Raw genomic sequence first — 20,777 nt, 5'->3', positions numbered from 1 at the left:
GCTACGGAGCAGGCGCAGCGGTGACCGCGCGGGGCAGGGAATCCACGAAACGTGCAGGCCTGCGCCCGGCTCGCGAGGGGAGGGCGCCCAATTCTGGTCCGTCCCAACGTGGCGGCGGAAGAAATTTCGGTTAGGTTGCTTGCTGAGAGAGAAAACAATCCGACCAAACTACAGGGCACATTCATGACCATCCGCTCCACCATGTCTCGTCAGGGCCGCGGCTACGCACTCGCGGCGATGACGACCGCGTCCGCGCTGGCGCTGTCCGCCGCTGCCGGCCTCGCGCAGGATTATGATCCCGAGGCCGTCATCAATATCGGCTCGCTCTACGAGCCGCAGAACCTCGACAACACCGCCGGTGCCGGGCAGGGCATCAACGAAGCCTTCAACGGCAACGTCTACGAAGGGCTCTTCGTCCTCACCGACGAGGGCGAGGTCGAGCCGAAGCTGGTCGAGGACTACGAGATCAGCGAGGACGGGCTGACCTATACCTTCACGTTGAAGGACGGCGTGAGCTTCCATTCGGGCGAGCCGATGACCGCCGCAGATGTGAAGAGCTCCATCGAGCGCGTGACGGCGGAGGGCTCGGCCAGCTCCCGCAAGAGCAGCCTCGCGGTGATCGAGAGCGTCGAAGCACCGGATGACGGCACCGTCGTCGTCACGCTGAAGACCCCGTCGATATCGCTGCCCTACAACCTCTCCTACGTCTGGATCGTGAACGACGCGGCAGAGGACATCAGTTCGGCCGAGGACGGCACCGGCCCCTATACGCTGCAGGAATGGCGCCGCGGTTCGGCGCTCTCCATGGTGCCGTTCGAGGATTACTGGGGCGACGCGCCGACCAATGGCGGCGTGATGTTCCAGTACTTCACGGACGCCACCGCGCAGAACAACGCGCTCCTGACGGGCGCGGTGGATATCATCACCTCGATCCAGAGCCCCGACGCGCTGTCCCAGTTCACGGACAATCCGGACTTCACCGTGTCCGAAGGTGCGTCCACGACCAAGGAACTGATGGCCTACAACGACCGGGTGGAGCCGTTCGACGATCCGCAGGTCCGGTCGGCGCTTGCCCGCGCAGTGGACAACGAGCGTCTCCTGCAGGCGATCTGGGGGGATTACGGCACGCTCATCGGCTCCTTCGTGCCGCCGACCGACCCGTGGTACGTCGATCTGACGGACGTCAACGCCTACGACCCCGAGAGCGCTCGGGAGATGCTGGAGGAGGCTGGCTACCCCGATGGCTTCTCGTTCACCCTCGACACGCCCGATTACGACCCGCACCCCGTGGTCGCGCAGTTCCTGCAGAACGAGCTGGCCGAGGTGGGTGTCGATGTCAGCATCAACATCATCACCGCCAACGAGTGGTACACCAAGATCTACCAGCAGCAGGACTTCGAGGCGACGCTCCAGGAGCACGTCAACCATCGGGACATCGTCTTCTACGGCAATCCGGACTTCTACTGGGGCTACGACAATGCCGAGGTCCAGCGTCTGATCTCGGAGTCCGAGGGCGTCTCCAGCATCGATGAGCAGACGGAGATGCTGACCGAGGCGAACCAGATCATCGCCGAGGACGCCGCCAGCATGTGGCTCTACCTCTATCCGCAGATCGTCGTCTCGACGTCTAACGTCACGGGATACCCGCTGAACGGCCTGAACTCCCAGTTCTTCGTGGCGGACATCCAGAAGGCCGAGTAAGGCCCCGATCCGGAGCCGCCCGACCCGCGGCGGCTCCGGTTTCGCTTTCGAAGACTGGATCCATCCATGCTGGGATACATGACGCGGCGGCTGGTGATCCTGCTGCTGTCCCTCGTCGCCGCCGCCATCGTGCTCTTCGTGCTCCTGCGGCTCCTGCCGGGCGATCCGGCAAACGCGCTCGTGGGAGTCGGAGCGACGCCGGAGCAGATCGAGGCGGCCCGGGCGCAGCTTGGATCCGACCAGTCACTTCTCGTGCAGTTCGTCGCCTATCTCGGCGATCTCGCGCGGTTCGACCTCGGCCAGTCCTTCGTCTCCCGCGCCCCGGTGATCGAGGAGATTTCCCGCCGGCTGAGCGTGACGCTGCCGCTGACCTTCGCGGCCTTCTTCCTCGCGATGCTGCTGGCCATCCCGCTCGGTATCGTCGCTGCCGTGAAGGCACGGCGCTGGTACGGGCTGGTCCTCTCCGTCGTCTCGCAGGTCGGCATCGCGGTGCCGGTCTTCTGGCTCGGGATCCTACTCGTCTACCAGTTCTCCCTGACGCTTCGCTGGCTGCCATCCGGCGGCTTTCCCCTGCGCGGCTACGAGGATCCGGGGCGGGCGGTCCAGTCGATGATCCTGCCGGTCCTGACCATCGCGCTCATCATGACCGCGTCCCTGATGCGCTACGTCCGCTCGGCGACGCTGGACGTGCTCGATTCCGATTTCCTGCGCACGGCGCGCGCGCTGGGCGAGAGCCGGACCGGCGCGCTGATGCGGCACGGGCTGCGAAACGCAGCCGTTCCCGTGGTTTCCGTTCTCGGGATCGAGCTGTCGACGACCTTCCTCGGCGCCGTCGTGGTCGAGCAGGTTTTCTCGCTCCCCGGCCTCGGCTCGATGCTCCTTCTGGGGATCCAGCAGCGGGATTATCCGAACGTGCAGGGCGTCCTGATCGTGTCCACGCTGCTCGTGCTGCTGGTCGGGTTTCTTGCCGACATACTTCAGCGCGTCCTCGATCCGCGCCTGCGCAAGGAGGGTGGCCGATGAGCGCTGCAGGGGCCGCCGGGCCACGCCGGAGCCGGGGCGGGGCGACCTATTTGCTCGGCCTGATCCTCGTCGGCGTCATCGTGGCGGCCGGCCTCATCTCCTTCGCCTGGACGCCTTATGCCCTTTCGGACATGGCGGGCAGCCGACTCGAACCGCCGAGCCCGGCGCACTGGGCCGGGACGGACCGGCTCGGCCGGGATCTCTTCACGCAGCTGATGATCGGCGCGCGGATCGCGCTCGTCGTCGGCTGCGGCGCGGTCGCAATCGGCGGAGCGATCGGCATGGTGACCGGGATCCTCGCGGCTTTCGCCACGCGCTTCGCGGACGATGCACTCGCCGCCGTCTTCGACATCCTGATCGCCTTCCCGACGTTGCTCATCGCCATGCTCGTTGTCGCCGCGCGGGAGGAAGCATCCCTCGGCACCGCGATCCTCGCTCTCGGCATCGGTCTCTCGCCCATCGTCGGACGGATCACGCGGATCCTGACGAAACAGGTGCTGGGGCAGGATTACATCACGGCGGCCCGCGTCTCCGGCACCTCATGGGGCGCCATCGTGATCTTCCATATCCTTCCGAACATCGTGCCTTTCCTCGGTGTGAACCTCGCGCTGCAATTCGGCCTCGCAGTCATGGCAGAGGCGTCGCTGTCCTATCTCGGCCTCGGCGCGCCGCCGCCCAATGCCTCCTGGGGGCGGATGCTGCAGGAAGCCCAGAGCACGGTCTACACCGCGCCATGGGGCGCCGTGTTCCCGGGGCTTGCACTCTTCGCCCTGGTGATCGGGATCAACCTCTTGGCGGACGGGCTGAGGGACCGGCTCGGCCGGAGCGGGAGGGACGCGGGATGAGCGATCTTCTGACCGTCGACGGGCTGACGCTCGCGACATCGAACACGCGCCTCGTCGAGGATCTGTCCTTTTCCATCGCGCCGGGCGAGCGCTTCGGGCTGATCGGCGAAAGCGGGTCCGGCAAGTCGTTGACCGCGCTGGCCGTCACCGGCCTTCTGCCGCCGGCGATCCGTCCGTCGGGGAGTATCCGCCTTGGCGGAACGCAGGTGGTGGGTGCGCCGGAGCGGGCTCTGGTGCGTCTCAGGGGCGATGCCGTCGCCACCGTCTTCCAGGAGCCGCTGACCGCGCTCGACCCCCTGATGCCGCTCGGCGCGCAGATCGCCGGGCCGGTGCGGCGCCGTCTGAAGCGAAGCGGCGACGATGCAAGCCGCGGCGCGGTCCGCCGCGAGGTCATGGCGCTTCTCGAACAGGTACGCCTGCCGGAGCCCGAGCGGCTGGTCGGCGCCTATCCCCACGAGGTCTCCGGCGGCCAGCGTCAGCGGGTCGCCATCGCCATGGCGCTGGCCTGCCGGCCGCGGCTTCTGATCGCGGACGAGCCGACGACGGCGCTCGACGTCACCACGCAGGCCGAGATCGTCCAGCTCATCAACGCGCTGGTGAAGGAGCTGGGTCTGGGGCTTCTGTTCATCAGCCACGACCTTCCCGTGGTCGGGCAGGTGGCCGAGCGCGTGATGGTCATGCGGCAGGGGCGGGCGGTGGAGCGGGGCAGCACGGCCCGCGTCCTGACAGAGCCCGAGGACGCCTATACCCACGATCTCGTCGATGCCGCGCGCCGCTTCGACAGCGCCCTGGAGGGCCGCCCATGAGCCTGATGTCGGTCGAGAATGTCAGCTTCGCCTACGGCGCCGGCCGGCCCGTGCTGGAGGACATCACCTTCGACGTGCCGCGCGGCTCCAATGTCGGGCTCGTGGGCGAGAGCGGGTCCGGAAAGTCCACCCTCCTGCGCCTGCTCCTCGGTCTCGATACGCCTAGGGGCGGCCGCATCCTGTTCGATGGCCAGCCGCTCGACGCGAGGAGCGGGCGATACATGCGCAGCTACCGGCGCCGGGTGCAGGCGGTGTTCCAGGATCCCTATTCCTCCCTCAACCCCGCGCACCGGATCCTCAGGATCGTGACCGAGCCGCTCCGCTCGCTCAAGGTGCCGGGCGATCACCGCGCCATGGCCGAGGAGGCGATGGCGGCTGTGGGTCTTCCGGTGGACAGCCTCGGTCGTTTTCCCGAGCAGTTCTCCGGCGGCCAGCGGCAGCGGATCGCCATCGCTCGCGCGATTGTCGCGCGGCCGGAGCTCGTTCTGGCGGACGAGGCGGTCAGCGCCCTCGATCTATCCACCCGCGTGCGCGTGGTGGACCTGTTCCGGGACATCTCGGAGCGGATGACGATGGTCTTCGTGTCTCACGACATGGGCGTCGTCGCCGCGCTCTGCGACCGGATCGTGGTTCTCGACCGGGGCCGCATCGTGGAGGCCGGGGACACCGCCCGCATCCTTGCAGACCCGCAGCACGCCTATACCAGAAGCCTGCTCTCCAGCATCCCGCGGATGCCGGAGAGCGCCTGACATGACCAGACAGGACCCCCCAGAGATGACCGCCGATACAGACTTCGCCGCCGCTCATGCCGAGTGGTTCGAGACCCGCATGAGCAAGCTGACCGCCGAGGATGGCTGGCTGAACCTGCTCGGGCGCTGGTGGATCACGCCGGGGACATGGACCATCGGCAGCGGCGAGGGAAATGACGTGGTGCTGCCCCTGGGCCCGCAGCGGGTCGGGACGCTCACGCTGACGGACGGTGATAGCGGCCGCTTCGTGACGAGCGGAGGCGAGGAAATGCCGCTCGACAGGGCGGCGGGCCGCTTCTCCTGGCGCACCGACCGGTTCGCGATGGAGATCACGTCGCTCAACGATCTGCGCGCGCTGCGCATCCGGGATATCCAGTCTGAGAACGCGGCACGGCTGGCGCCGATCCCCTTCTTTGATCTGGATCCCGCCTTGCGCATCACCGCCCGCTGGGAGCCGCTGCCGAAGCCCATCTCCCTCACGCTCGACACGATCATCGGCGTGCCGACCGAGGTGCCGGTGTCCCATGTCGCGCGATTCGAGTTCGCCGGTCGCGAAATGTCGATGCTGCCCACCTACGGTACCGCAGATCGTCCGCAATTCGTCTTCCGGGATCTGACCTCGCTGGACGACACCTACGCACACATGCGCTTCGTCTTCGGCGAGGACGTGACGGAGGACGGCGTGGTGATCGATTTCAACCGCGCAACCAACCCGCCCTGCGCCTTCACCTCCCACGCCGTCTGCCCGTTGCCGCCGCGGGAGAACCTCTTCGGCGTGCGGATCGAAGCAGGAGAGAAGCGGGTCCGGAGCGGATCGGACGCCGGGGCCTGACGCATCGATCGAGGGGCGCGCGCCCGCCAGCCGGGTGACGCGCTCCCCCGGTCTCAGCCCGCAAGCGCGAACGTCTCGAGGGTGCCCGCCTTTTCAGCAGTGATCAGCCGGAAGTATGCGGCGGAGGAGGCGCAGAGCTACGGGTCCCTATCGCCGTCCTGAACGGCTACGCCGGGCTTGGCATACCCATCACAGATGGCTGCGGCATAGTCCGTCCTGGGGAAGGGGAGATTTGGCCGTCAGCCGATTTGTGCAACAGAGGCCCTTCACGTCCTCAAGGACTGCTCAGCGGTCCGTTTCGAGGCGCTACAGGCCGACGTGCTGGACCGGATGACCAGATGTGGCGGGATTTGGTCATAGCCCGCGCCGAGTGGCGTGCCGCTCTGCAGGGCCGAGACGAGTCGCTCTGCGGCCTGCCGGCCAAGCCGCGCCCGTGGCTGATGGATGGTTGTCAGCGGCGGAAGGAAATGGCCCGCGAAATCGACATCGTCGAACCCGATCACGCTGACATCCCGCGGCACCTTGAAGCCGAGCCGGTAGCATTCGGAGATGAACCCGAAGGCGCATTCGTCCGATGCGGTAAAGACTGCCGTCGGACGATCGGCGATATTTGCCCATGCATGTGCGGCTGCGGCGCCCGCTTCGATCGTGAACCCGCCCTGGTGGATTTCGGGCGATAGTCCTCGCGCGGCCATGGCGTCCTCGAACCCGGCTCGCCGGGCATGGCTCAAAACGTTCTCGGACGGACCGGCGACATGCAGGATCCGCGTATGCCCCAGATCCCCGAGGTGATTGACGGCAACCCGGGCGGCGGCGGCATTGTCGATCTGAAGGCCGGGCAGGGCGTAATCGTCGTTCCATTCGCACAGCTGGATGACCGGCAATTTCCAATTGCGGACCATCTCTGGCCGCAGGGCACCGTCGAGCAGCACGATCCCGTCGGCCCGTCCACCCTGGACCATGGTCTCAAGCATATCGGTTCCAGCACGGCTGTCGGAGATCTGGACCGCGAGCCCGGCTTGCCCAGCAACATCCTGGATGGCGGCGATGATACGGCTGAAGAAGGTATTGGCGAGGTTCGGCGCGAGAACCAGGATTGCGCGCGGCTGTTGCCGGCGTAAATCCCGGGCGGCCGCGTTGATCCGATAGCCCGTGGCGGCGACAGCGGCCATGACGCGGGCCCGCGTTTCTTCGCCGACGATACCGGGCGAGGACAGCGTCCGGCTGACCGTGGCGGTCGACACGCCTGCTGCGGCTGCAACGTCTGCGATCCGGACGCGAGTGCTCATCGGGTCTCCTTACACCGCTCCGGAGCAAGAAAGAGGCTTGTCTGCAAGTCCTGACGCTGATGTAATCGATTACAGGAGGCTGAGTCGATACGCCAGTGGAGGGGCGTACGTCTCGGAAAGGGAGGACATATGAAGACGATCAAGGGCCCTGGCCTGTTCCTGGCGCAATTCGCCGGCGACGAGGCGCCATTCAATTCATGGGACGGTATCACGCGGTGGGCCGCGGAGGTCGGCTACAAGGGCGTGCAGGTCCCGGTCTGGGACGCGCGCCTCGTCGATCTCGACCAACTCGCCACATCCGACACGTATCGCGACGAATGGGTCGGGACGGCGCGCGACAACGGGGTCGAGATCACCGATCTGTCCACGCATATCCTTGGTCAGCTCGTGGCCGTGCATCCCGCCTATGACGCCTGGGTCGATGGCTTCGCGCCGCCCGAGGTGCAGGGCAAGCCCGCGGCCCGACAGGAATGGGCGAGCGAACGCATCAGGACGGCGCTGTCCGCATCGCAAAAGCTCGGCATCGGCCAGCATGTCACTTTCTCGGGCGGGCTCGTCTGGCCCTTCGTCTATCCCTTCCCGCAGCGGCCGCAGGGCCTTGTCGACACCGCTTTCGACGAACTGGCCGCGCGCTGGCGTCCGATCCTCGATCATGCCGAGGAATGTGGTGTCGACGTCTGCTACGAGATCCACCCGATGGAGGATCTGCACGACGGCGTCACCTTCGAAATGTTCCTCGAACGCCTGGACGGGCACGCGCGGTGCAACATGCTCTACGACCCGTCTCACTACGTCCTGCAATGCCTTGATTATCTTGATAATCTCGACCTTTATGCCGAGCGCATCAAGATGTTCCACGTCAAGGATGCGGAGTTCAATCCGACTGGGCGGCAGGGCGTTTACGGTGGCTACCAGCCCTGGGTGAATCGCGCGGGCCGCTTCCGCAGCCCCGGTGACGGCCAAGTCGATTTCGGCGCGATCTTCTCGAAGCTCGCGGCCATGGATTTCGACGGCTGGGCCGTCGTCGAATGGGAATGTGCGCTCAAGCATCCAGAGGACGGCGCGCGCGAGGGTGCGCAATTCGTCCGCGATCACATCATCCGCGTGACGCCGCATGCCTTCGACGATTTCGCGAGCGGCGACATCGACGAAGCCACAAACCGCAAGATGCTGGGGTTGGACACATGAGACGGATCAGACTTGGCATGGTTGGCGGCGGCTCGGACGCCTTCATCGGCGGGGTTCACCGGATCGCCAGCCGCATCGACGGACACTACGATCTCGTGGCAGGGGCGCTGAGTTCCACGCCCCAGCGGGCGAAGGCGAGCGGCGAGGCGCTCGGGCTCGATCCGGCCCGCTCCTACGGCTCCTTCGAAGAGATGGCCGAGGCCGAGGCCGCCCGCGAGGACGGCATCGAGGCGGTCAGCATCGTCACCCCGAACCACGTTCATTTCGCAGCCGCCAAGCCGTTTCTCGAGCGTGGCATCCATGTGATCTGTGACAAGCCGCTGACTGCGACCCACGAAGACGCGGAGGCGATGGAAAAGGCGGTCGCGGCGAGCGATGCGCTGTTCATCCTGACGCACAATTACACCGGCTACCCGATGGTGCGGCAGGCGCAGGACATGGTTGCGGGCGGTGCGATCGGCACGCTCCGGCTGGTCCAGGTCGAGTATCCGCAGGACTGGATGACCGACGACGTGGAGAGCCAGGGCGTCAAGCAGGCCGAATGGCGGACCGATCCTGCCCGCTCCGGCGCGGGCGGCGCCATCGGCGATATCGGCACGCATGCCTTCAATCTCGCGGCCTTCGTAACTGGCCAGGTGCCGGACCGACTTGCGGCCGATCTGCACAGTTTCGGCGCGGGTCGCGCGCTCGATGACAACGCGCATGTCATGCTGCGCTATGCGAGCGGCGCGCGCGGCATGCTCTGGTGCAGTCAGGTTGCACCCGGATGCGAGAACGGTCTGCGCCTTCGGATCTTCGGCGAGGTAGGCGGCCTCGAATGGGCGCAGGAAGAGCCCAATTACCTCTGGTACACGCCGCATGGCGAGCCGACGCGCCGGATCACCCGGAACGGCGCGGGCGCGACCGAGGCAGCCAATTCGGTCAGCCGCATTCCGGCGGGACATCCCGAAGGCTACCTCGAGGCCTTCGCCACGCTCTACACCGAGGCCGCCGAGGCCATCCGCGCCGCGCAAGGCGGCCAACCGCGCTCGGCGCTCATGGGCAAACTGCCGGGCCTTTCGGCAGGGCTCGACGGCATGGCGTTCATCCGCGCCTGCGTGACATCCTCGCGGGATGACGCGGCCTGGGTCACGATATGACGGCTGAGCCGGTCCTCTGCCTGCGCGACGTGCGCAAGAGCTTCGGCCCGGTCGAGGTGCTGCATGGCGTCAGCTTGGATCTTCGCGCGGGCGAGGTGCTCGCACTGATCGGCGAGAACGGTGCGGGCAAGTCCACCACGATGAAGATACTCGCAGGCTATCAGCCGGCGAGCGCGGGCCGGATCCTGCTGGATGGCGAAGAGGTCACCTTTGGGTCCCTGCACGACGGCGAGGAAGCTGGGATCGTGATGATCCATCAGGAGTTCAATCTCGCCGAGCAGCTCACCGTGGAGCAGAACATATTTCTCGGGCGCGAGCTGCGGCGCGGCCCGTTTCTAGACAAGCGCCGGATGCGGCAACTGGCGCGCGACTATCTGGGTCGGGTGAATTGCCGTGTGCATCCCGATGCGAAGGTGTCGGAGCTGTCGAACTCAGACAAGCAGATGGTCGAGATCGCCAAGGCTCTGAGCCGCGATGCCCGCGTTCTCATCATGGATGAGCCCACCGCCGTGCTGACCGGATCCGAGACTGAGATCCTGTTTGACCAGGTGCGCCGCATGACGGGGCAGGGAACAGCCGTCCTTTTCACCTCGCACAAGCTCGGCGAGGTCTCCGCGATCGCGGATCATGTCACGATCCTGCGGGATGGGGCGGTCGTGCATGACGGCCGGGCCGCAGGGGTCAGCGAGGACGGGATGGCGACCGCGATGGTCGGGCGCGATGTCTCGGACCTCTATCCTTTGAAGACGGGCGAACCGGGCGAGGTGATGCTCAAGGTCGAGAACCTTACCGTGCCGGGCCATGCGCGTGGTGTTTCCTTCGAGCTTCGCCGCGGAGAGATCCTTGGTGTCTCCGGTCTCATCGGGGCCGGCCGGACCGAAGCCTTCGAGGGTCTCTGCGGCCTGCGCGCCGCGAGCGCAGGCTGCGTCGAGATTGCCGGGCGCGCCGTCTCGATCACGCGGCCGAGGGACGCGCTCGAACACGGGCTCTGCTATCTGACCGAGGACCGCAAGCTGCGCGGTCTGCTGCTCGACAAGTCCATGCGGGTCAATCTGACCTTGCAGGCTCTCGATCGCTTCGGCGGCTTGATGATCGACCGGGCGGCCGAGGACCGCGCCCTTGATGCGGCCATAGAAGAGTTCAACATCCGGGCGGGCCAGCGGAACATGGCGGTCGGCAACCTCTCGGGCGGGAACCAGCAGAAGCTGCTTCTGGCCAAGATTATGCAGTCCGAGCCTTTGATCCTGATTGCGGACGAGCCGACACGCGGCATCGATATCGGCACCAAGCAGCAGATCTACACCTTCCTTCGCGGCCTGGCCGACCGAGGGCACGGCGTCGTCATGATCTCGTCCGAGATGCAGGAAGTCATCGGCCTTGCCGACCGCGTCATGGTCATGCGCACGGGCGAAGTCGCCGGGATGCTGACGAAAACCGAGATGACCGAGGACAGGATCGTGCGGCTCGCGGTCGGACTCGGTGCGAATGAAGAGGGGCGGGTGGCCTGATGACTTCTGAGACGACAAATACTCACGCCTTGCGCAGCCTCCCCTCGATGAGCGTGCTCGGGCCAATCCTCGCGTTGGTCGTGCTTGTCGCGATCGGCGCGATGATGAACTCGAATTTCCTCGGTGCGGCGAACATCACCAACGTGCTCGCGCGGTCCGCCTTCATCGGCATCATCGCCGTGGGAATGACCTTCGTCATCACCGCGGGCGGTCTGGACCTCTCGGTCGGATCGATGGCGGCCTTCATCGCCGGACTGATGATCTTGGTGATGAACGCGGCACTGCCGTCGCTCGGCGTCGGAGTTCCGATCATCCTTCTCGGCATGCTGGTGGCGGTGGTCGCGGGTATTCTCGCCGGGATGCTGAACGGCTTTCTCATCACGACCGTCGGGATCGAAGCCTTCATCGTCACGCTGGGGACGATGGGCATCTATCGGAGCCTCGTCACATGGCTCGCGGACGGCGGAACCCTGTCGCTCGATTTTGGCCTGCGCACCTTCTACCGCCCGGTCTATTTCGAAGGCATCCTCGGCATCTCCTGGCCGATCATCGTGTTCGCGCTCGTCGTCCTCATCGGAGAGGTGCTCATGAGCCGCGCGCGCTTCGGGCGGCATTGCGCGGCGATCGGCTCCAACGAGGCGGTTGCGCATTACTCGAATGTCGACGTCAACCGGACGCGGCTGCTGACTTACGCGATGCTCGGCCTGCTCGTCGGGATCGCGACCATCATGTATGTCCCGCGCCTGGGATCCGCCTCGGCCTCGACCGGTCTTCTGTGGGAGTTGGAAGCCATCGCCGCGGTCATCATCGGCGGCACAGTGCTCAAGGGCGGGTTCGGTCGGGTGTGGGGCACCGTCATCGGCGTGCTGATCCTGAGCCTCATCGACAACATCCTGAACCTGACCGACCTGGTGTCGCCCTATCTCAACGGCGCGATCCAGGGCGTCATCATCATTCTCGCCGTCATTCTGCAGCGAGAGGCCAAGGCCAAGGGCTGAAACGCCCGGCCGATCAACTGGGAGGAACCGAGATGTCATACATGAAGACGACGCTAATGAGCTGTACCATTCTGGCGCTGTCGGGCGCGGCCTGGGCACAAGACGATACGACCGTGATCGGCGTGTCGATCCCGGCCGCGACGCATGGCTGGGCTGGCGGAATGAACTTCCACGCGCAACAGACCGTCGAACGCCTCGAAGACGCGTATCCGCAGCTCGATTTCGTGCTGACGGCGGCCTCCGATGCGGGCGCGCAGGTCAACGATATCGAGGACATGGTCGCCACTCGCGGCATCGACGCCCTGGTCGTGCTGCCGTTCGAGAGCGACCCGCTCACCCCGCCGATCCAGTCCGTCGCCGAGAGCGGCGTTTGGGTGACGGTTGTGGATCGCGGTCTCAGCCAGGACGGTATCGAGGATCTCTACGTCGCGGGTGACAATCCCGGCTTCGGCCGCGTCTCGGGGCAGTACATGGTCAGCCAGATGCCGGACGGCGGCGACATCGTCGTGCTCCGCGGTATTCCGACAACGATCGACAACGAGCGTGTCGAGGGGTTTGAGTCGGCCATCGAAGGGTCCGGCATCAACATCCTCGACATGGAACACGGCAACTGGAACCGCGACGACAGCTTCAACGTGATGCAGGATTTCCTGCAGAAGCACGACCAGATCGACGCGGTCTGGGCTTCGGACGATGACATGGCCGTCGGCGTTCTCGCCGCCATCGAAGCCGCCGGACGCGACGACATTCAATTCGTTCTCGGCGGCGCGGGCATGAAGGAGATGGTCAAGCGCGTTATTGACGGCGACGAGATGATCCCCGCCGACGTCACCTATCCGCCGGCTATGATCGCGACGGCCATCGAGATGACCGCGGTCGGCATGGTGTCGAACGCGCCAGTCTCGGGCACCTTCACCATCGGCTCGGTCCTGATCACGCCCGAGAATGCCGAGCAGTACTACTACCCCGACAGCCCGTTCTGATCCGTTCGACATCGTTAAAAGATGCGCGCCCGCTTTCTTCGCAAAGCGGGCGCGTTCGCCTCGCGGGAACAAAGACAAGGGCTGGCTCGATCGACAAGAGGGGCGGATACCGGGCCTTCGCTGCACTCAGTGCCAAAGTGCGCTTAGTCTTGGGCTGCAACAGTACATGCTATTGGAGCGCCGTAAGTCTATCGGGAGCTATCGACCGCAAGCGGGCGAATGCTCTGAGGGTTGACGGCTATCGCTACCCTCCGCCGAGGCATTCCCGCAAGAGTGCCTTTGGCATCGCTATTATACCAGCCACAACCAGTTGAAGGGCTAACCAAACGCTGAGTAACACTGCATACTGCGCGTTCTCGCGGATACTGCCCGTTTGCGTGCCCTGTGAGATACTGGAAACAGTGTCCAGAGGACGGTCAAAGCAAAAGTCGGTCATGGGACGCGAGCCGACTTGTGCTGCCGGCAGAAATCCACGGTTTCTTTCGGCGTCAAAGACCAGCTCCCCACGCCTCCAGTGGGACGCGATCAGCGTGGCATCGCCAATACCATAGCGTTCATTCAGCGTATTTGTGCAAAAAATCCGTGTAGAGCAAAAAGCAATCTCGGATAGCGACTGCCGAGGAGCAGTTGTCGGAATCTTCCACTCCGACTCAGTGGATGTTCGTTCCGAGCAACGAGCCCACGTGCGGGTCGTCATGCCGCTGCCAGAGCGCGCCTTCGCGGAGGATCCAGCCGCCTTCGGGATCGGGCACGGCATGACGGTCCAGTAGGTCGAGGATCGCCGGGTTCGGTCTGACAACGTCAGCATCGATCAGGGCACGCACCGCCTGTTGCACCTGCCAGAGCTTGTGTCGTTCAGTGGCGCCGCTGGCCTCCCCGTAGCGTTCGAGATGACCCCGCAGGGTCTCCTGAATGATCTCGTGATAGAGCGGTTGATCAGGTGGGCGCAGCAAACCCATTTCTGCCAATATTGCGATCTGCTCCGCGTAATCAGGCGCTCTGGCCCCCCAGATCAGCGCGCCCAAGGCCGAGGTCGGGAAGCGAAGTCGACTGGGGGAGTGCGACGTGTACCAAGGGTCGGCCCCATTCTTCAACAGAAAGACCCGGGCCGCCAGATTTGACGTTGTGGCACTGAGCAAAGGTAAGTTGCCGGTCCCGCCGCCGCCCGCGATATTCACCAGTCCGCCATGGTCGATATAGGCCCGCAGGAACACCGTTGCAGGCGACCCGTCGTTGAATATGTGCAGCGACGGCGATCCGGGGTGGAATATCTGCACCGCCGAGTAGGCCATGACACTGCCTGATGCGTTCGGGTCGGCCCCGGCCTCCAGCAGCGCCCGGGTCCAGCGGATGTTCTGCTGCCGCACGGCCTCATTCAGCAGCGTGGTCACCGGTGGCGAGACGCCCTGCGGCGTACGCATTACCTGATCAAGCCGCTCGCCCATTTCCCGTAAGGCGGCCACGTCGGGGGCGGCATCGGTATAGAGGGCTTTGAGCACGGTCTGCATTTGCGCATCCTCGTCGCCCGCGACTGCAGAGGCCCGGCCGGTGGCAGAGGTCTCATCGAGGCACCGGACCATATTGGACAAAACCTTGTCCATCGTCTGCTCATCTTCTGGCAGGTCGAAATAGATCCGTGTCTGAGGTGTGTTGGTGCATTCCTGGTCACCTGGCCGACATGCAGCCAACGCAACGAGGACAATGCCGAACAGCCAGATACGGCGCGGACTCCTCTGTGAGCCGGTCGATGTCCTGTTCATAAGCGCACCGCCTATTTGCGCGATCAAGCGCACGCAACTTGCGTGTTCAATACGTATCACAGCAGTGTCGCGTCCTTGCCATACGCTGTTATTCAGCCGGTCTGAACCGTCCCGGTTTTCCTTGAGACAGATGATCGGTTTCACGCGACATTATCGAAATCGTCGCATGTTCATAGACCTTCACATTTGCCTCGGCTGATGGGGTATTCGCGATTTTATGAAGAAGGCGACGCTTTCTGAACCACTCGACCCAATACAGTGTCTCCCATACGACAGCGTAAGTGCTTTTCCACAGGTTCAGGCCTGTGATCTAGCGCCGGTCACCCTGCCGCGACAGAAGCGGTATGATCCGTTTGTGGTCCTCAGTTCGAAAAGAGCGCCGGGATGGCGGCGGAGCGAATGGCGCAATGACCGCAGGCGACACTTGGAGCGTCCAACACTTGACCCTCTGGTCTCGTCAGGCAACCTCTGCTCGGTGCGACACCATACTCGGGGAATATAGATTGGAACCGCTATACTCCGAAAGCTGCCATAAAGACGGCCCACCGATCGCGAGGCCAGTCCTGCGGTTGCACTTGTGGATTACCGGGACCTTTGCCGATGCGCCAGTCCGCACGGCCTCCGCGCGGGCCGCCGAGGCATTCATCGACCATTTAGGCAAAACACAGGCCTTTTATGCGATGGTCCGGCCGACAGGGTCCAAGTCGCTGAAACTGTCCCGCGCGGACAAGGCAGGGCGGACTGAGATATCCCGAGCCGTCGCTACCGGGCTGCCAGATCACCGCTATCTCTACCTGACTGGCACGGACGCGGAGGGACACCCGGGCCACCCAATGCTGGCCCTTGCGCATGCGCCTCTGCCAATGGCCGAGATCCGGATTGAGCTGCCATGGCAGGCGGAGGGAGCGCTGGACCTGATGGCCCAAGTTGATGCTGCTCTCGAGGGGGTGCCGGTCCTTGCCGGTTATATGGGCTACGGCTTTGCCCCGCGCCCGCTTGGCGTAAACTATGCCAGCTTTGTCCCGCCGGCCCATCGACGCTATCGCTGCGCATTGATGATGGACCCAGTGCCCTTCTCGCCTCTGGTCCGTCACGACCAATCCTTCGTGACCATGCGCCGGCTTGAACAGAAGCGCGCCGCAAAGGTCCGGGCAATTGGCGAGGCGGACCCGTTCGACTATGTCCCCGGCCTGCCCGACGTCGGTTGGCGAACCTATATCGGCGGCGCTTACCGCGACCGACTGGCTGTAACCGCAGAGGCACTTGGGCCGGACCTGATAATTGATGACAGAGGATTTTTTACGACCGTCACCGCCGGGCCCGCACCGATTTGGGGCGATCTTAACCTGAATGAAGACATCAGTGCCTACCAGGCCGTCTTTGCCTTCCTTGAACCCGCCATGAGCGACTGGAACATGCGTGCGCGATCCGCACCGGGGTACAGCATAAAAGACGAGGAACGGCTCCGGCAGGCAAAAGCCTATGTGGATCGGTTCACGGTCGCAGAAAGGCAAGCCTGAGATGCCGAAGCAGACAGAATTCAAGGCCGGGCTGCAGCGAAGGGTGCTGTAGTCTGGCACCTACCAGTCCAACCCATCAGGCGCAGAAGGCTCTCGACGAAGCCAGTCGTCTGTCTGAGCGTTGGGCCAAACAGAACCTTCTCCAGCCATTGATGCAAAGGCTACGCTGGCGGCCAAATCCGCTGCTATTACGGCCCGGTGGACAGCAACTTTCCAAAGGCGGCATGCAGCTCACGATCTCTATCAGAGAGCGCTTCACCTATGCGCCACGTGGTAATGCGTAGCGTTTCTGTTGGGCCCACAGAAACCGTATTTACATAGATGTTGGTTCGACCATTCAATGATCCGCGCGCTGCGTAGACGAAGTTGCCGCTTGGAACCTTTCCCGCTTTCAGGAGAGTAAAATCTCGAGTTTCCTGACTGTCGGACCTCACAATGATACGTGCAGCGCGTTCGCTTTCCAGTCCGTCGTTTGTGCCCCCTTCAAAGACCCTGACGCTACCAGCGTATTCATCTACGGCATTGTAAAAGAGGAAATCATCTCCATCGCCTTCGCGCAGCTCCCATGACGTGCCCGCGACACACATCGAAAGTCCCAAAGGCTCGTTGATAGGAATGCAGGCAAAAGCAGGGTTTGAAGGCAGACAGAGAACGCAGACTAAGACCGCTACCCTCAGAAGGCTGGATTCCACAAATTTGAGATATGACATCGGCACTCGAATCGACCTGCTTTTACATATTGAATAACAGATTGGGATTATCTGGCTATCATCTTCATGACGCCCGCGCAATCTACTCAGCCAGACGCCTATGCTCACTGTTTGTTTGCGCATCATACGGTCCAGGTCACAAACCGAGTGCTGCACTGCCGTAGGCTTGCCGACCTTGACGCTTGAAAAATGCAGCGCGATGCACGAATGGCCGGTCTGGTGAATCTGCGCTGCAACGCCGGTCATCTTGGTGAGCGGCAGTTAACGGCCGGAAGCGGTTGGCACCGGGCCTCCCTCTGGAGGTCTGCTTCGGGCCGGGAGCGACGGTCGCCGACACATGCGTCGAACGTCCGGTCTGGGCCGCGAGCGACGACGGGCACACCTAAACGGCAGGAATCCCGCCGCGGTGCCGCATGATCGCTTAGAGCCCATACTGCCCAGCATAATTTGAGATTTGGGCCGCGACGCTTGCCTTGTCGATAACAGACCAGACGATCCGTATCCTGCCGTTACGAAACTCATAGAATACGTTCTCGGCGAAGCGGACACGTTTTTTGTTCACAGGCATGCCGAAGAGCTGGCCCATCGGTGTGCAGTCGAATGAAAGCCTGCTTGCGATCATGGGCGGGTCGCAGACAAGAAAGGCAATATTGAACGAAAGATCGGGGATGGCTCGGAAATCCTCGACTAGCATGTCGCGGTAGCCGTCAAACCCAATGGTCCTCCCGTTATATTCGACGTTGTCCGCAACATGGCGCTGGAGGTTGCTCCAGTCTTGGGCGTTCAAGCAGGCAATGTATTCCCGGTAGGCATCTATAATTTCCTCCCGCTGCATCGGCTCACCTCGTAATACCTGCTTATTCTATCTCGAGTAGCGCAGATTGCGCAGCAATGGCATGCCCGCTTCGCCCGCTCAGCGGTCAACTCATGAACTCAAATGCTGCAGTATCGACGAACGACTGCTTTGGGGAAGCCGCACTGCAGCACTCTAAGCCACAGCCAACGGCTGCTAAGGGCCGGGAGCGCCCTGAGCAGCCGGACCTGTCGATTGTCAGCTACGGGCCGGAAGCGCCATGGGCCGAGCAGGGTGACGGACGTCCGCTTTGGGCCGGGGTGCGGCGGAGGTAGACCGAGCAGGTGATCGCACGGAGGCTGATCGTAGGCTCGCTGCAATGGTCGCAACCGGAGCGACTGCCGTCATGCGGCTCTGGCCTGAATACAGTTGCCGGCAGATCCGGCGCGGTTCATTTCTCTGTCGAGCTGGGATCTTCATCCGGCTTGGGCATGGTTGTATCTTCCGATGCCGCATCGCGCTGGAACTGCGGTCCGCGGCGTCGGGCGCCACGGGATCTGGCCGCACCCACGGGGGCGGGTACCGCAAGGAATTCGGCAAGGTTGAACTTTGGCTTCATGGAAAACATGGTCATTGAGGGATGCCTTTTATAGCGAAGAATGTCGCGCTGATTAACTACATATGGGATTTCGGACGCGGTTTTGTAAGCTACGCCCGTTCAAGCATCCTCAATTCGGCGCTTCGTCCGCTCTGCTGACCTTCAGAGGGCATTGAATGCTGCGAGGGCACGAATGGCCGGTACTCATGCTGCGTTGCGGCAGTGCTCGACGCCTGCGAACGGCGGCTCTGGGCCGTCCTCGCCATATGACCGCCTCACCTGGGTGAGGCGGTCACCGTGCTGAAGCAATTCGGCTTCGAGCGCTCTGCTGTCATTGAAAGTGGTGGCGGGGCGGCTTATGCTCGGCCCGCACCAGACGGAGATTTATGCACAGAGGCTTCGATTGACCCGCATGTAGCGGCATCGCTCGGCACATGGATGCCGAACCTTTTTGCATGATTTCCGTGGAGTTCTCTTGAAGAACGTAAATGTGGTGATCCGGCCCTTTGACGCGGCAACGGATCTGAAAATACTGTCGACCATCTGGTTCGAAGCCTCGCTGGAGGCGCACCCCTTCATTGGTGAAGAAAGGCTGACTGAACAGCGCAAGCTGATCGAGGAGGCGTATCTGCCGAAGGCGGAGACTTTCGTGGCCTGCCTTGGCGGAGAAGCTGTTGGCTTCATCAGCCTTCTGGGGTGTTTCATCGGCGGCATATTCATCGCGCCGGGCTGGCAAGGTCACGGTATCGGGCGGACCCTTATCGCCGATGCCTTGACCCGGAAGGGCGAACTGTCCCTTGAGGTCTATACTGAGAATGAGCGAGCCGTCCGCTTTTACAGGACGCTCGGATTTCAGGAGGTTTCCCGGCGCGCGGTCGATGACTTCGGGGTCCCGTTCCCAAATGCGGCACTCCGCATCAAGATCTGAGACCAGGTCTGGCAGGGCTATTCCCTGCCAGACCACCTATCGCGAAGATAGGGGGCGACCCCTTTGTGGCCTTTCAGAGCCGTTCCAACGCGGTCGCAACGGTATCAGCTAACACTTCAGCGGACTGTGTGCCGGCAGCCTCAGAACCGGAGCGGCTTGTGATTTGAGCCAGCGTTCATGCTGCTCGAGATTGCGTCCTGTGAACGAGGAGTCATCATAGCGAGACGCCCAATCACGGAATGCCAGATGGCCCTCATACATGTCGCCGCCCGGCAGGATACGATCACCATGTCTTTGTGCTTCTCGGCTCTCCAGACGTCGCAGCCGTATCGCGGTAGGTGTATATAGGAAGGCGATGATCTCAACATTCTCAATCAGGATGTCCCCCCAACCCATAAAGGAGCCTGACAGAACCCAGCCGTCCGTCTGGGATTGCCGCTTTTGGATCAAGCGGACCCGATCTTCTGGCAGGTGCTTTGTCGTGAATGGTGGATCTGTTGGCATCCAATAGAAGTCGTCTACGTCCAGCAGTGGAACGCCCATCTGCGCGGAAAGTGTCGCGCCAAGCGTTGAGACGCCCGAGCATGATGCTCCGATCAGGTATATTCTTGGCACGTCAGTCCCGCCGTGAGCATTCAAAACCATGGGGGCAATAGCGGTGCGCGTCACATTCTACAATGTCCGCTTCATCCGCTCTACAGGCCTTGCTACCCCGTTAGGGTTTGCAGGCGCGGCGAACGACAGCTTGGACGGGCTGCGCTGCGGCATTCTGATCCAGGGCTGAAGGTCCGCTCTGGGCCGGAAGCGCCATGGGCCGAGCAGGGTGACGGACGTCCGCTTTGGGCCGCCTCTGCCACGCAGACCCACTCACTTGGGCTTCCAGCACGCGGCAGCGCCGCATGCTGGCGTCGAGCCGTTCTCGGCCATTTCCGATTTCCCGCTGACGGTTCCGTGGGCAGAGCGTTCGTATACAAGCACCATTTAGAACGAAGCAAAGGTTCGACTGATGAGCGAATTCTTCCAAGGCGTCGAGGCCAAGCATCTGGAAACCCCGTACGGCTCCATCTGTGTACGCGTCATCGGTTCCGGTTTTCCCCTTCTCCTTCTACACGGCCATCCGAGAACCCACACGACGTGGTGGCAGGTCGCGCCCCTTCTGAGAGATCGGTTCACGGTCGTCTGCGCGGACCTGCCTGGCTTCGGCAAAAGCTATCAACCCGAAACCGTGGAAGGTTCCTCCGGACGCGCCAAGGCGATGGCGCTGCATGCGGCAATGGACGTGCTGGGCTTCGACAGGTTCGGCGTTGCCGGTCACGATCGCGGCTCTTACCGGGCCTTCCGCCTCGCGATGGATTTCCCCGACGCCGTGGCTGGCTTGGCCATCATGGACGGGGTGCCGATATACGA

19 protein-coding genes are annotated in these 20,777 nt (G+C 63.4%); 14 read left to right on the top strand and 5 right to left on the bottom strand.

Annotated features, from left to right (window positions below):
* Window positions 1-183: 183 nt before the first annotated feature.
* From DQG15_RS06470 to DQG15_RS06445, 6 genes are all read left to right on the top strand, one after another.
* Entirely contained in the window at window positions 184-1,701 is a 1,518-nt protein-coding gene (locus DQG15_RS06470; RefSeq protein ID WP_116083814.1) for an ABC transporter substrate-binding protein, read from the top strand.
* Window positions 1,702-1,767: 66 nt separating this feature from the next.
* On the top strand, window positions 1,768-2,724 hold the full coding sequence (locus DQG15_RS06465; protein WP_116083813.1) for an ABC transporter permease: 957 nt from the start codon (window positions 1,768-1,770) through the stop codon (window positions 2,722-2,724).
* Window positions 2,721-3,569, top strand: coding sequence for an ABC transporter permease (locus DQG15_RS06460; protein ID WP_116083812.1), 849 nt, complete (start codon window positions 2,721-2,723; stop codon window positions 3,567-3,569). The genes DQG15_RS06465 and DQG15_RS06460 overlap by 4 nt, the downstream gene beginning before the upstream one ends.
* Window positions 3,566-4,375, top strand: a complete 810-nt coding sequence (locus tag DQG15_RS06455; protein WP_116083811.1) for an ABC transporter ATP-binding protein — start codon at window positions 3,566-3,568, stop codon at window positions 4,373-4,375. The genes DQG15_RS06460 and DQG15_RS06455 overlap by 4 nt, the downstream gene beginning before the upstream one ends.
* Complete coding sequence (locus tag DQG15_RS06450; RefSeq protein ID WP_116083810.1) at window positions 4,372-5,124, top strand: ABC transporter ATP-binding protein; 753 nt, start codon at window positions 4,372-4,374, stop codon at window positions 5,122-5,124. The genes DQG15_RS06455 and DQG15_RS06450 overlap by 4 nt, the downstream gene beginning before the upstream one ends.
* Before the next feature lie 25 nt (window positions 5,125-5,149).
* Entirely contained in the window at window positions 5,150-5,956 is an 807-nt protein-coding gene (locus DQG15_RS06445; protein WP_116083808.1) for a DUF1684 domain-containing protein, read from the top strand.
* 266 nt (window positions 5,957-6,222) lie between these two features.
* Here DQG15_RS06445 and DQG15_RS06440 read toward each other — a convergent pair whose 3' ends face one another.
* Window positions 6,223-7,245, bottom strand: a complete 1,023-nt coding sequence (locus DQG15_RS06440) for a LacI family DNA-binding transcriptional regulator (protein ID WP_116083806.1) — start codon at window positions 7,243-7,245, stop codon at window positions 6,223-6,225.
* A gap of 129 nt (window positions 7,246-7,374) precedes the next feature.
* On the opposite strand from DQG15_RS06440, the gene DQG15_RS06435 reads away from it, so the two are divergent.
* The 5 genes from DQG15_RS06435 to DQG15_RS06415 are packed head-to-tail and all read left to right on the top strand — an operon-like array spanning window position 7,375 to window position 13,061.
* Entirely contained in the window at window positions 7,375-8,433 is a 1,059-nt protein-coding gene (locus DQG15_RS06435; protein ID WP_116083805.1) for a sugar phosphate isomerase/epimerase, read from the top strand.
* On the top strand, window positions 8,430-9,572 hold the full coding sequence (locus tag DQG15_RS06430) for a Gfo/Idh/MocA family protein (protein ID WP_116083803.1): 1,143 nt from the start codon (window positions 8,430-8,432) through the stop codon (window positions 9,570-9,572). Before DQG15_RS06435 ends, DQG15_RS06430 begins: the two co-directional genes overlap by 4 nt.
* Window positions 9,569-11,080: a sugar ABC transporter ATP-binding protein gene (locus tag DQG15_RS06425; RefSeq protein ID WP_116083801.1), complete on the top strand. Its 1,512-nt coding sequence runs from the start codon at window positions 9,569-9,571 to the stop codon at window positions 11,078-11,080. Before DQG15_RS06430 ends, DQG15_RS06425 begins: the two co-directional genes overlap by 4 nt.
* Before the next feature lie 47 nt (window positions 11,081-11,127).
* A complete protein-coding gene (locus DQG15_RS06420) occupies window positions 11,128-12,078 on the top strand; it encodes an ABC transporter permease (protein WP_116083800.1) in 951 nt (316 codons plus the stop codon).
* Window positions 12,079-12,119: 41 nt separating this feature from the next.
* Complete coding sequence (locus DQG15_RS06415; RefSeq protein WP_116084672.1) at window positions 12,120-13,061, top strand: ABC transporter substrate-binding protein; 942 nt, start codon at window positions 12,120-12,122, stop codon at window positions 13,059-13,061.
* A 650-nt stretch (window positions 13,062-13,711) separates the two neighbouring features.
* Here the strand turns inward: DQG15_RS06415 and DQG15_RS06410 are convergent.
* The gene (locus DQG15_RS06410; RefSeq protein WP_157968926.1) at window positions 13,712-14,965 is read right to left on the bottom strand and encodes a hypothetical protein; all 1,254 of its coding nucleotides are present in this window, start codon (window positions 14,963-14,965) and stop codon (window positions 13,712-13,714) included.
* A 425-nt stretch (window positions 14,966-15,390) separates the two neighbouring features.
* Between DQG15_RS06410 and DQG15_RS06405 the strand changes: the two genes are divergently transcribed.
* The gene (locus DQG15_RS06405; protein WP_232830745.1) at window positions 15,391-16,341 is read left to right on the top strand and encodes a hypothetical protein; all 951 of its coding nucleotides are present in this window, start codon (window positions 15,391-15,393) and stop codon (window positions 16,339-16,341) included.
* Between the two features lie 188 nt (window positions 16,342-16,529).
* On the opposite strand, the gene DQG15_RS18140 is transcribed toward DQG15_RS06405, so the two are convergent.
* Together DQG15_RS18140 and DQG15_RS06400 are read right to left on the bottom strand one after the other, a co-directional pair.
* Complete coding sequence (locus tag DQG15_RS18140) at window positions 16,530-17,297, bottom strand: hypothetical protein (protein WP_157968924.1); 768 nt, start codon at window positions 17,295-17,297, stop codon at window positions 16,530-16,532.
* A gap of 175 nt (window positions 17,298-17,472) precedes the next feature.
* On the bottom strand, window positions 17,473-17,886 hold the full coding sequence (locus DQG15_RS06400; RefSeq protein ID WP_116083795.1) for an ester cyclase: 414 nt from the start codon (window positions 17,884-17,886) through the stop codon (window positions 17,473-17,475).
* Between the two features lie 1,031 nt (window positions 17,887-18,917).
* Between DQG15_RS06400 and DQG15_RS06395 the strand changes: the two genes are divergently transcribed.
* Window positions 18,918-19,370: a GNAT family N-acetyltransferase gene (locus DQG15_RS06395; protein ID WP_116083794.1), complete on the top strand. Its 453-nt coding sequence runs from the start codon at window positions 18,918-18,920 to the stop codon at window positions 19,368-19,370.
* A 108-nt stretch (window positions 19,371-19,478) separates the two neighbouring features.
* Here the strand turns inward: DQG15_RS06395 and DQG15_RS06390 are convergent, their stop codons facing one another.
* Entirely contained in the window at window positions 19,479-20,039 is a 561-nt protein-coding gene (locus tag DQG15_RS06390) for an adenylate kinase (RefSeq protein WP_232830744.1), read from the bottom strand.
* Window positions 20,040-20,376: 337 nt separating this feature from the next.
* Between DQG15_RS06390 and DQG15_RS06385 the strand changes: the two genes are divergently transcribed.
* On the top strand, window positions 20,377-20,777 hold a 401-nt coding region (locus DQG15_RS06385), incomplete at its 3' end, for an alpha/beta fold hydrolase (protein ID WP_116084671.1).

The sequence above is a fragment of the Tropicimonas sp. IMCC34011 genome (assembly GCF_003390865.1).
Lineage (GTDB): Bacteria > Pseudomonadota > Alphaproteobacteria > Rhodobacterales > Rhodobacteraceae > Tropicimonas_B.
Note: the sequence above shows the minus strand (reverse complement) of the source record. Positions and strands in the feature narration are given on the sequence as shown.

Excerpts from the sequence above, each read along its gene's own strand:
- DQG15_RS06465 (WP_116083813.1), top strand. The coding sequence starts at position 1,768 with ATGCTGGGATACATGACGCGGCGGCTGGTGATCCTGCTGCTGTCCCTC.
- DQG15_RS06430 (WP_116083803.1), top strand. The coding sequence starts at position 8,430 with ATGAGACGGATCAGACTTGGCATGGTTGGCGGCGGCTCGGACGCCTTC.
- DQG15_RS06415 (WP_116084672.1), top strand. The coding sequence starts at position 12,120 with ATGAAGACGACGCTAATGAGCTGTACCATTCTGGCGCTGTCGGGCGCG.
- DQG15_RS18140 (WP_157968924.1), bottom strand. The coding sequence starts at position 17,297 with ATGACCGGCGTTGCAGCGCAGATTCACCAGACCGGCCATTCGTGCATC.
- DQG15_RS06445 (WP_116083808.1), top strand. The coding sequence starts at position 5,150 with ATGACCGCCGATACAGACTTCGCCGCCGCTCATGCCGAGTGGTTCGAG.
- DQG15_RS06455 (WP_116083811.1), top strand. The coding sequence starts at position 3,566 with ATGAGCGATCTTCTGACCGTCGACGGGCTGACGCTCGCGACATCGAAC.
- DQG15_RS06435 (WP_116083805.1), top strand. The coding sequence starts at position 7,375 with ATGAAGACGATCAAGGGCCCTGGCCTGTTCCTGGCGCAATTCGCCGGC.
- DQG15_RS06470 (WP_116083814.1), top strand. The coding sequence starts at position 184 with ATGACCATCCGCTCCACCATGTCTCGTCAGGGCCGCGGCTACGCACTC.
- DQG15_RS06425 (WP_116083801.1), top strand. The coding sequence starts at position 9,569 with ATGACGGCTGAGCCGGTCCTCTGCCTGCGCGACGTGCGCAAGAGCTTC.
- DQG15_RS06420 (WP_116083800.1), top strand. The coding sequence starts at position 11,128 with ATGAGCGTGCTCGGGCCAATCCTCGCGTTGGTCGTGCTTGTCGCGATC.
- DQG15_RS06440 (WP_116083806.1), bottom strand. The coding sequence starts at position 7,245 with ATGAGCACTCGCGTCCGGATCGCAGACGTTGCAGCCGCAGCAGGCGTG.
- DQG15_RS06460 (WP_116083812.1), top strand. The coding sequence starts at position 2,721 with ATGAGCGCTGCAGGGGCCGCCGGGCCACGCCGGAGCCGGGGCGGGGCG.
- DQG15_RS06400 (WP_116083795.1), bottom strand. The coding sequence starts at position 17,886 with ATGCAGCGGGAGGAAATTATAGATGCCTACCGGGAATACATTGCCTGC.
- DQG15_RS06450 (WP_116083810.1), top strand. The coding sequence starts at position 4,372 with ATGAGCCTGATGTCGGTCGAGAATGTCAGCTTCGCCTACGGCGCCGGC.